Annotated in this window: 7 protein-coding genes; all 7 read right to left on the bottom strand. The window is 55.6% G+C overall.

What is annotated here, in order from left to right:
- Window positions 1-222, bottom strand: a 222-nt coding sequence (locus tag AD428_RS04535) for a helix-turn-helix domain-containing protein (protein WP_200907994.1), incomplete at its 3' end; no start/stop codon positions are given.
- Window positions 223-291: 69 nt separating this feature from the next.
- Window positions 292-2,079, bottom strand: coding sequence for a DEAD/DEAH box helicase family protein (locus AD428_RS04530; RefSeq protein WP_235489072.1), 1,788 nt, complete (start codon window positions 2,077-2,079; stop codon window positions 292-294).
- Window positions 2,072-3,886, bottom strand: coding sequence for a phospholipase D family protein (locus AD428_RS04525; RefSeq protein ID WP_053244329.1), 1,815 nt, complete (start codon window positions 3,884-3,886; stop codon window positions 2,072-2,074). The genes AD428_RS04530 and AD428_RS04525 overlap by 8 nt, the downstream gene beginning before the upstream one ends.
- Window positions 3,880-5,109: a DUF6361 family protein gene (locus AD428_RS04520; protein WP_053244328.1), complete on the bottom strand. Its 1,230-nt coding sequence runs from the start codon at window positions 5,107-5,109 to the stop codon at window positions 3,880-3,882. The genes AD428_RS04525 and AD428_RS04520 overlap by 7 nt, the downstream gene beginning before the upstream one ends.
- Before the next feature lie 49 nt (window positions 5,110-5,158).
- Entirely contained in the window at window positions 5,159-6,742 is a 1,584-nt protein-coding gene (locus tag AD428_RS04515; protein ID WP_200907992.1) for an AAA domain-containing protein, read from the bottom strand.
- Between the two features lie 25 nt (window positions 6,743-6,767).
- A complete protein-coding gene (locus AD428_RS04510; RefSeq protein WP_053244326.1) occupies window positions 6,768-9,419 on the bottom strand; it encodes a hypothetical protein in 2,652 nt (883 codons plus the stop codon).
- On the bottom strand, window positions 9,419-11,581 hold the full coding sequence (locus AD428_RS04505; protein ID WP_053244325.1) for a DNA methyltransferase: 2,163 nt from the start codon (window positions 11,579-11,581) through the stop codon (window positions 9,419-9,421). The genes AD428_RS04510 and AD428_RS04505 overlap by 1 nt, the downstream gene beginning before the upstream one ends.
- Between the last annotated feature and the right edge of the window lie 5 nt (window positions 11,582-11,586).

The following is an 11,586-nucleotide window of genomic DNA, read 5'->3' as shown; positions in this document are numbered from 1 at the left end:
CCAGTGCGGTCGGGCCGCTTCGATGCGACCGCGCAGATAGTCCTTGTACGGATCCAGCTTGGTGGCCCGTGCCTCGCGGGGCCGGTACTGCTGGGCATCGGCCTCACGCAGGTATCGCCTGACCGTGTTGCGTGAGCAGCCTAGCTGCTTGGCCATCTCCCGAATGCTGACGCCGCGACGCGCCATTACCTTGATCTCCACTGCTTGCTCCTGAGTCAACATTGTCGGTGGCCAAAAAGCCACCATCATTGCCCAGGTGGGTCAGATTTACTCCGACGGGGTGGGTCAGTATTACACCGGCGCTAACAACCAGGCAATAACCGGCATACCAGTCAGGCGATTATCATTTGAGGCCACCGCAAACCGCAGCAATGGCTTAATCTTGTCATAGAGTTCGCTGTGGGAAACCGAGGTTCCGGCGATCATCTTCCGTTCGGCTTCGTAGGAGCAGATCGACGCAATCGCGTCCGGAACAGCACTCCAAGAGGAAAACACAAGGGCCTTGGTCAAGCCATCCTTGTCCTGGTATGCGCCGCCAGGCTCGATATACGGCATGGAAGGCGGCATCCATAAAAGCTGCCACATGCCCTTATCAATCGTGTCTTCAAAAAGTACGCGCATCCTCGGATTGGCAGGATCGAGAGCCTGATAGCCTTCAAATTTACCCTTCGTCAGCAACTGCCCATTTGCCGACGAAAGAGTTCCGCGAAGAGCATCTGAAGGGGCATTCAACTGGGCATCCAGCTTATGCCGCAGCTCATAATGCTTCAGAAAGTTGATCAGGTAAGGCGCAGACTTCCAGTATTCGATTGGCTCCCCGGCCTTGACACAGATTGCCACCGCGTCAACCGTCGCGGCGTGCTGAAGGTCCGCTGGCGTAAGGGGAGCCATCCGTTCAATCTCGGTCATCATCGAGTTATGATCACGAGTCGTCGCGACCCGTTCTGTTCGACACATGACCTTCAGGAGCGCTCGTTCAAGTTCGGCCTTTTTCCCCGGTTGACATACCGACCCCTTCGCGCAGGCATGGAGCGTCGTTCGATGTTCTGACAAGAGATTTTTGACCGCATCGACCTCACCGGAATCATTGAAGAGGAAGTTCAGCGTCCTGATGAAATCTGGATAGTGGTCGTCCTCGTCATTCTCCTGGTCGAGGGTGAACATCTTGTAGGGCGTTGCGGACAGCAGGAGAACGCGAACGTCGGGATGTTCAAAGAGCGCGGTCGCCAGCATGGAGGCTTCGTCATCGCCATCCAACAGGTGCTTGAATCGTTGGAACTCATCAAGGATGACCAGATCGGGCTCAAGCGCGGAAAGGCACACTGAAGCCAGCTTACTTCTGAGTTTTCCGATCAGGTCGTAGCGAAGTTCGGAGTCCTCCCAGGGGATTTTGCTGTAGTCCCGGTAACGAGCAAAGCGTTCACAGCCTTCCTTAAGGGCCGCATACAGTTCGGCATCCTCAATAACTGCCCGACGGAAGGCCTTGGAAAGGTCTACATCCAGATCCTCTGCTGGGAGTTTTTTGGCCTTGGCTCGCCAGTTGTCCTTACCTGCTGTCGCCTGAAGAATGTTGAGGAGGCCTACGCGCAGCCGTCTGCGTCGTTCATTTTGCGCCAGGGGCAAGTCGTACAGCATCCGATAGAGGATAGCCCGTTCGTCGGCATGCCCCCCTCGACTACGCGCATGGTCGAAGGCGGTGCCGGGCGTCAGGCTGATGAAATTCACCTTGTTCTTTCGTAGTGACCGCACTTGTCTGGGAAGGTAAGTCAGCCGCGTGGCGATTGAAAAACCATCAGTGTCGCTGACATTGAGCCGATTGACATTCTGGGTTGCGATGGCGGCATTGGAGCAGATGTAGATCACATCGACCCGATCCACCTCGTCCTGAAGGTGCTCCAAGGTCTTGGCAATGATTCCCCTAGCGACAAGCGTTTTCCCGAGTCCAACTTCATCGGCGATCAGAAAACGGGAAGTTGGGTCATCGCCATAGAGCCGCTTGAAGACGTAATCCACGGTCTTCCTCTGGAAATCTTTCAGACCGGCCAAGGCGGGAGTTGATAAAAAGCGGTTGCTACGCATCACGCCTCCCGATAGCCGATTCAAAAACCGTCCAGAGGTCTAAAAAATCCTCGGGGATAATCGCATTCTTGCTTCCCTGGGACAGATCACGAACCAGCCCCGAGATTTCCGCCAGTCTCTCCGGGTGTCGACTGTACGTGCGGGTCAGCTCTTCCAGTAGCGGGATATCCTCACCGTCGGCTAACCGGGCCAACCATTTGGCAAGCCCGGAGCCACTACCTGGATCAAGTCCGGATACCTTATCATCCCCCAACAACAGTAGGAGATAACGCAGGAATCCCTCCTGATTGCTGATCACGGTTTGCAGGATGGCAGAGTTGCGTTCTTCTGGAACGCCGGTAACGGGAATATTCAGAACAAACCGGGCCGAAACGTCCGGATGGTTGGTCTTAAGCTCAAACGCGATGAGCCCCGTTACAGAAGAGGCGGAGAACTCTCCGAGGCCGATCCCACCGTTAGCATCGCCGTTAAGAATATCCACCGCGAAGTCCCGAGTAACGGTTATCGGCCATGCAATAGCACTGACGATCCCATCAAGGGATGGGATTTCTCCCGTCAACACCAATGCCCACAGGCCGTCCTTCGATCCCGGGCTGCATTCGATGGACAGAGCTGCTTCAGCTATCCGGGAGCGAGCCCTCTCAACGGATTCCTCAGCCGCCTGCCGGAACGCATCAATCTCTGCTTCCTTGCTCGTGTCGAAATCGACAAGATATTCACCTAATCCGTCAGCGCCAAGAAGCTCGTCGATGCCGCCAACTTTACTCTTCCGGCCAACCAGCCCGACCAGAATCTCGATATTTTTCGAAGCGCTCAGCGCCGCGTTGGTTGCATTCGCGGACCCCATGATCACATGGGTATAGTCTGAATAGTACCGGGTCTCAAACAGATAGACCTTTGCATGAAGACCGGTCGCAAGCGGCTGTTCGGTGGCTTCTTCTTCCTCGCCATCCTCGGTTTCCGCCGCGTCGTCCAGATGAAGACATTGCGTGAAGAGCTCGAGAGTCTCCTTCTTCAGGGCTGACAATGACTCAGGGCGTGAGATGAGAGCATCAGCGGCCTTGGTTTTTTTCGTCAGTGCCCGCAGGGCTTCGTCAGAACAGAACGGCGAGATGACGGCCATCCGATTTGCCATGGGAGGCTCCCAGTCAAACCCTTTCGTTCCTGGAAGATAGAAGGTCAGCTCGTCAAAGCCGTCGGGGAGTTCCCACTGGACTCGATGTAGCTCGTCCGCGAATCTGAGAGCTTGCTCGCTCCTGCCCGATTCCGTTGGTCCGGTAGCCAGATCAGGAAGTGTCTTGAAGAAATGTGCCAGCGGTTTATTTGATTTGGACTTCCTACCTGTAATCGTGCCTTCGAGCTGAAGTGACAGGTCCCAGGACTGATCGGTGGTCATGTTCCTCGTCAGGACCACCAGACGATACATCGAGCTGCTTTGATCGGGGCTGACAAAACGGATTGCCCAGACTTTTGGATGGAAGACGCCTCCGCCAGGGGCCGTTACCTCGACGACCATTTCCTCCAGAAACCCAAACAATGGATTGGGCTTGGCAATCTGGGGCACTTGAATCCGTCCTCGTTGCACATAGACGGTGATTCGTTTCGAGTACCTGCGGATGGCTTCAAGCACAGACAACGGGTCAGGATCGGTATGACCATCCGCCGCCATTAACGCCAGGTAGACAGGTGCCTCAAGCAGTAGGGCTGGGTCCATCGAAAAGGTGGTTGCAATGGCCTCGTCGAAAATCATCCCCGGCGGTGGGGTCAATGCAGAGGTATAAAGGCTCCGGGAGTTTGGGTTCAGCATTTCTCCTCCCGGCTCATCCCCTGGTACAGGTCGTTCAAAAGCACCTTCACATTCGGCCAGCGATAGACAAGTCTTCCGACGCCGGAGTACCCGCCCCACTGCTCGAGCGCCCTCTGGTTCCTGAATCGGGAACGCGTGCCCTTGAGTTTCATTTCCCTTCTTTTGATCAGGGTGAGCGCATCTGCGTTAGAAAGGAGGTCATTGGGGGACCTCCGGGTATGGTCGATCCACTGCTGAACGAAGAATCTCGTTTTCGGGGTGATGGTGTGGCCATGATCCATGGTCAACTCCCAGAGGCGGCTCACCGACCAGGAGCGAATTTCCTCCAGGGGAAGATTTGCGGTCCATTCATCGAAACTTGCCTGATGCTCGGCGACAAGGTCTTCATGGTTTCGAAGCCTGGCGAGCTGAACGTTGTACGAGAGCGCCGCTCCATGCATCACCTCCGAGAACAGCCGTGCATGGGTCAGGAGTTCTTTATGCTGTTCGGAAAAGCGGCCGTAGTCCTGATGTTCCCATGGAGCTTGGGTGTCGGCGGGTTCGCAGTGCAGTGCCAAGAACGAGAGGAGACTATTGGGGCAAGCGACCTGGATGCGATCCCGAATAAATTCGGCTTCTTCCCTGGATAAAGCGAAGTTCACCGCCCCCGGAAAATCTTCCGGAGGTGCTGGCAATCGAGGATGCCAACTGAGAGTGGCCATCCGCTGCTCAACGTCGATGTCGTCTCCCCGTACCTTTGCGTCTTTCTCAAGAGCCTTCAGGGCATTCCGGCGACGGTAAGTCTCGTCGATGCGCCTGTGATATTCGTCCTGCGAGAATGGCGTAATGCGTATTCCCCAGACACCGAGACCGGCCCAGTAGACGGAGCTGGGCAACCGTTTGAGCCTCTTTCCTGCGGTCTTACCAAAGACGCCAGCCTGATCATCGGAATCCATCAACGGCTGAACCAGGTCTCTTTCCAGCTTGTCAGCCTGGATCGAAAAACTCTCTGCTGGTAGTCGCTTCTCTTCCAGCGAATGGTAAATCCATGGCACGAAAAGCATGTAGCGAAGGCGTGTCTGGATCGTGCTTGTTCCTGGAAACAACTGATCGGCAAAGCTGTCCCGCACGGAGCCGAGCCCAAGCTCGTCACGACTTTCCTTTTCCTGGAAAAGGGAAAGGATGCGAAGCGTGCGTTCCCTCGCTTTCGAGTCATGGTCAATCCATGCAAGGACGGAAGGCATCTTTCAGTACTCCCTCCCTACAGCCACAAATGGATCGGCGTTGATTGCATCAAACTCCATTCTCGTATCGCCCCCTCAATTTGCATCTCATGGTCGACAGAGCACCGCGTTCAAAGAACGGCAAGTCGATCGTGTCGCATACCGAACTGCAATACTGCTCGGCGAAGAGCTGCAGGTGAGCGGCGTCACGGGCCACGTCCGGATCGGATGGCAGATACTGGAGAAGCGCGTCGCTAATAATCATCACAAATTTGCTTCTCGCCCGGGTCAGCGTCACATTGAATCGTCTCGGGCTTAGGATGAACGCATCTTCAGACGCAACAAAATCCCGGTCGGCCACCACATAACTGGAAAGGATCAGGTCGCGCTCCTGACCCTGGAACCGGTCTACGGTGTCCACAAATGGAGGCGGGTCCATCGTCATACCGGCCGCGTCCACGAGCAGATTTCTGATGGATGCCATCTGGGCTCGGTGGGGAGTCACAATGCCAATTTTCTGCGTCCAAAACTCCTGGGCGCTTACTCCGGCCTGTTGGGCGTCGACCATCTTCTTGTACAAAAGGGTCAAAGCGGAAACGATCTGCGCCTCAAAAGGGTTCGATAACGTATAGGTGTTGGCGGAGTAGCTGATCACCACCACAGGGCAAGCTGGGTCAAGAATGCGGAGAAACTGGTCGGACCATGGCAATTGCTCAGGCCAGTCGACTGGTCTTCCATCAATATTGATGGCGAGATCCAGCTTTCTCTCGGGGAAGAACGCCTCGTATTCGTTCTTATAAAAACGCTTGCAGGGCCATGCAGAAATTTCCACGTTGGTCCGGTAGTTGTGTTTAAGCTGCACCGGGGTGATGCCGTGGGTCTCCTTCATGTAAGAGAAAATGCAGTCAAACAGCCCTTGAACGCTATCCTTCATCTGGAAGCCGTAAATCGGCCCAAGCTGCCGGTCGTCACCAGCAAGGACAACATGCCCATCAGACTTCAAAAGCAGAAAGTAGGCCGCAGCCGCAGCAACCTGAACCTGTGATGCCTCGTCGATCACCAGCAGATCAAACCATTCGGCGGTCGGCTCGCTATCTTGGTGGTCTTTCTCGGCCAGCCGTCCAAGTTGTTGCCAGGTTCCACCCACGATGATGATCCCGGGATCGTCGCCTTTCAGGGCATTCACAAAACCCTGAGCCCTTGCGGAGGTCCTCGGCATATCTTCGATCTGATCACTCAAGGGAGGTGCGGAGGAGTCGCTCCTCACCCTTGTGACACGAACCGGACAAGCTAACACTCCGACCGTGGCCGTCCGTCTGTTGATCAGTTCCAGGACTTCGTTGAGAACGTTATCTATAGCGTTGTAGTTGCTGGACCCGATACCGACGCGCAGCGGAATTCCCGCTTCGGCGTAATGCTCAATCCACCCAAGAACAGTCCCGGCCAAGACCGTGGTCTTTCCTGTACCCGGCGGCCCCCAAAGCAAAGAAATCCTGTTTCCGAATGCATCGTGAAAAAGGGATTCCTGCTTTTCGTTAAAGGCATTCTTCAAATATGGTGCCACCTTCGCATACAACTGGTTCGTGTCAGCGAATGTTTTTCCTGCTGCCAGCGAGCCAGGGGTATACATCAGGCTATGGGCTGGTTCGGTCATTTTTGTCGGTCTCTTAGCCATTGCCTTACCTCCGCTTCCTGGCACGTTTGATCGGTGCTGCCTTGCCGCCGACAGACCTCAATGCTTTTTCTATCCTGTCGCTCGAAAAATCCCGGTACATCGGATCGAGGACAAGCGGTGAGTCGAGCGCCACAAGTCCTTGGGCGACGGCAAACTGAAAGAGCCCCTGGTGACCCGGTTTAAGAACCACATAGGGATTGTCCTGCATTGCCTCCAACCGAATGACCTCTACCTGAAGCAATGCCCCTATCGACTTGTTCGTCATCCACCGCTCGGTCAGGCCGTGTTCGCCCAGCAGTTCTTCTGCATCCTGGAAGCCCAATCCAAGTCGCCGACGCCACGGTTCGTCGAGATCCACGTATTCATTCTCGTTGGATAGGGCGACGGTAAATTCGCCTTCCTTGATTCGGGAATCCCTGCTGGTCGGAGAAAAATCGAAAACATAGAGCGTTTCGTGTTGGTACTGTGGATTCCCGAACTTGATCTCATCGATGATCGGATCAGCCTCTGCTTGAGGCTTCAAGGTCAACCCGCGTATCGAGAAAAACCTCGCCTCCCGTTCATCGACAGGCAGTGAGCGAGTGTTCCGGTTCTCCATTTCCTGGCACGCGACATTGAGCTTCTCAAAAGCGATCAGACTTCTTGCCGCCTCCGGAACGCTTGCCTGTGAGGATCGTGCGGCAGAGAAGCCGCTCTTTTTCAGCACTAACCGGTCTTTGTAGTTTTCACGCAGTCGCCGGACGATGTGCTGCAAAGCTTGCAGGTGAACCTTCGTGGCCCGCTTAATGCCATCGTAGAGTTCGTCCCGGGTGTAGCGCCTCCACTTTGACGGGTCAGTAGGATGAAGTTTATTGAAATGGCGGACGAAAATTTTGTCCTGCCACAGCTCATAGGCACGTTCGAAGGGGATCTGATCGCTCATTGGGGTAGCGAACCCAAAAGGCAGATCGAATTTATACGGGGTGCCATCCTCTCGAACATTTGGGAAGAAACTGTTCGCTGCATCAAACAGGGAGTAATCGTGGGCAACCGGCAGCCCAACCAGCATTCGAAGAACTTCCTTGACGATGGTCCCCGGCTGGGACTTGAAAGCATCCGGATCGGGCAACAGACTGTCCGGCGGGAAGAATCGGGTAAGTACCTCGATCAGTTCGATCACGTCAGGGTTCTGCATATGACGCTCGAACATGCGCTTGAGCTGACGCACCTCCAGCATGTCCCAGAAGAAGATGTGGGAAGAGAGACGGTCACGAGCCGGTAGACCTGTGTTGACGGTCGACACCTCCTCTAACCACTCAGAGACCACGGTCGCAAATTCCTTCAGCCTCTCGCGCTCCGTTTCCGGGTTCATCGCATCGACACGGTCGACGATGAAAATCTTTTCGTCCGTCACCGGAGGATCGCCGGGTTTGCGGCCGTGCGGGAAATAGAGCCGCGCCGCGCCCAGGGCAAAGGAGATACCAGAGCCCGGGTCGAAATGAATCGTGATAAAGATGCTTTGGTCAGTCCACGCGGGGATCATGGCGCTGCGCCGTCCATCGACCGGCAAGGGTGCCCCCTCGGTCAAGGAACGGGCGCGAGTTGCCAGCGCTGGCCCATCCGCCCGCAACTGGTGGCTGGAATCGATAACGGATTGCCACCGATCATCGGCGGTAGTCACGGCTTCAGTCAGTCCCGCCGTAGTGGTAATGCCATTTGAACGGAGAAGTTCCGCCTGCCCTTGATTGAGCCAGGCCAGCCGGGAAAGGTGATCGCATTCGGATGCCTTGTCTCGGCAGTAGCGAACGTAGTCGCAAAGCTGGCACTTGGGACCGACATGCCAACTGGCATCCTCCATACCGGTCTGTAGAACCCGGAGAAGGCGATCCTCGAAAAACTGCTTCACGTGGACTTCATAGACTTCATACGGAACCCGAATCAACGTTTCGCTGAGGGCCTCGGAAACAGGATCTGCGGCTCCCTTGGCCTGATAAAGCTGGACCAGGTTCCTGAACGCATTGATGTCATGGCTTCCTGGCCAGATGGTGCCTTCCGCCGAAACGGCATATCTGCCGCCAAGCCCTTCTTGCTGGATGGTTGTGGCCAATGCCAGAGCGTAGTAGGTCACTTCCGTGAAGTGCCGCAGGGATGGCTCCGCAGCCATTTTCACATCAATGATATGGATTTCGTATTCAGGCACAGTCCCATTGCCGATCAGCGGCGCACCAGTACCACCTGGACGTATCCAAAGGATGTCCGGGCGCACTCGTACCTGGTCGAGACCGAAATCGTCGTATGCCTTTTGAAGGCCGGGAGTAATGTTTGTGGGAACCGTGAACTCCGCCTCGATAATTGCCTGGGGTGGTTCCTGTTGCCGGAGGATGTCAAAAAGGTTCTGAATTTTCTTGAAGGGCTTCCGTCCCAGAAGATCATCGACCTTGTCCTCGAGAAGGAACACAACTTTCCCATCATCTGAGGTGTCGATCAGATCCTGGTATTTGTCGGCTTCCCAACGCCGTCCGGCCGCTTTGATAAGTTCAATACCAGGGCGTTTGTAGGTTTCGGCCGAGACCCCAAGTGAGTCCCTTTCAGCATCACTGGCCAGACGAAACCGGAGAAACCGGTCACAATCGAATTTGAATGTTAGGGCAAGCGTTCCTTTATCGAGTTTCGCCATCACAACTCTCCCGGGGTTGGTATGTTCTTCAATGCATCCGACATCGGTCGTGTGCTGGTATCCGCCTCGCCTAAAAAACCTCTACTGACGACCAACGCCCGAGCCAAATTAGTGAAATCAGGAATTTTGAAGCCGATCCGTTTATGGGCGGACAAGGCATCAAAGTGAGATTCCGCCTCCACGACAGCGTCTTTGAAGGCGGTTTCGCTGATGACCGGAACGCCCCTCTTGATGACGCCTTTCTTCTTGCGGCAGACCAGCACCGCGTCCCACTTGATGGTGCCATCGTAAGTGTGAAGGCCTCCTTGGCCTTCGCCACGCATGGGCAGAACCTTGGTTACCGAGAGTCCCGAATGAAGCAGAGCCGTGCCGAGAGCATCCCATGCCGATGCAAGTTTATGGTGGTAGGTGAACACGCAGATCCCGTTCGGCTTGAGCACTCGGTTGCATTCCATGAAAATCTGCTGAAGCCGCTCCTGGTATCCCTTGATGGCTTCATCGGACCGTCGCGTGATGGCCAGGTTCTGCAGTATCGGAGCCGAAGTGACGTTGTCGTCATACGGGGGCGGTGCGATTCCCAAAGCCTGATGCCAGGCCAAGTAGAAGTCCGAGAGTTCCGAGTAGCTCAGATTGTCGAAATACGGCGGATCGGTCAGCACGAGATCCACTGAGCCGTCCGGTAGTAAATGGAGTTCCTCGGAAGACTGGGTTTCAATCGCCGCCGTGGCGCTGCCGCTCAATACATCATCGACAGAGCCAAGGCAGGCTTGTTCGCGCTCGAAATCATCTTCATAAGCAACTCTGGTGCCTTCCGGATGCAGCTCCTGGGGCGCTTTGGAAAAGGCAATCGCCTTCGATATTTTCCGGACCGTGTTGATGAACGTCCCCCGTCCGACGCCATCCTGCCAAGGGTTCAGTTCGACCGGACGAGTGATGTGCCGGTATGAGTGGATGGAGAACATTGGGCTCGTTCGGCGATAGCCAAACGCATAGGCCGTGTACATGCAGTTCGTGGTGAGATGTTCACTGAAGGCCAGCTCAAGGCAGCGCCGCGCCTCATCGCTTTCCACTCGGCCGATGGCCGAACCGAGAAGGTGCAGGTGGAGCTTCTGCCGGTCGTTGAAAAAGTCTGCGTAATGCCGAATCCCGTGGATCAGAGGTCGTCCATCCGAACGCCCCTCGCGAGGAATGCTTCTCGTCGGCACAAGCAAGCCATTCCCGATCATCCGCAGCTTCCGGGTGGCTCGGTCGTACAATTCCTGGTCCGCCTCTTCGACGCGCTTGAAATGCCTTGTGCAGTTCTTGCCGGTTCCGACCAGATACTCCTGGGCAAAGAGCTTCCAAGTGGGGCTTTCGGCACCGTCAAGGTCATCCGCTGCGATCTTCTGTGTGTTCTTGCAGGTCGGGCAGGTCATGATCCCGTTGCCGTGCGTGCCCGCGCTGATAGTCGTGCGCTTGCCGCAAGAGCAGTGCAGCACCTTGCGTTCAATCGGCAATTCGTGGACTGCATGACAGTCCTTGCAGAATACCCACTGCAGACCTTTCTCTTTGGAGTAGGCCAGTTGAAAATGGGGATGGAGCTCTACATCGCTCTGGCAATTCGAGCACTGCTTCACCTGGACCCAGAAATGATGAAGAACATCCCGTTCGACACCATCAACCATGGTCCGATGCAACGGCGTAATGAGTTGGGCGACCTCATTGCAAATCTGCTCGATTTCCGGGTATTGATCCTCCATCCGGGAGGCGGCCAACTCAAATCGGGTAATAAAGGTCGCGACCGGGTCGATATCAAAACCAATCACCCGGGCGTTGCAGCGCATGGACTCCACCAAACTTGTCCCGCCGCCGATGAAGGGATCGAGAACGACAGCGCCATGCACGGAGGTTTTGCCGAGATAGGTATCCCAAAAGGTGTCGGCCTTGTCAGGAGGAAGGGTCAACGCGGTGAGGATCGAACGGAACTGAGAGCCCACCCGGCGAGCAAACCAGCGGTGGACCCGATACAAAGGATTCGAGCTCTGTCCTTCACGCAGGGCAAGTTCGGCGATTTGGGCAATGGGAATGTCGCCCGCCTCCAGCAGGGTACGGGCAGGCCAACCGCCAAAGGTGTCGCCTCTGCGGTTTTCAATGATCTGCTTTGCCTGACCTGTTTTAGCCATAGAGC

The sequence above is a fragment of the Achromobacter sp. DMS1 genome (assembly GCF_001270295.1).
Note: the sequence above shows the minus strand (reverse complement) of the source record. Positions and strands in the feature narration are given on the sequence as shown.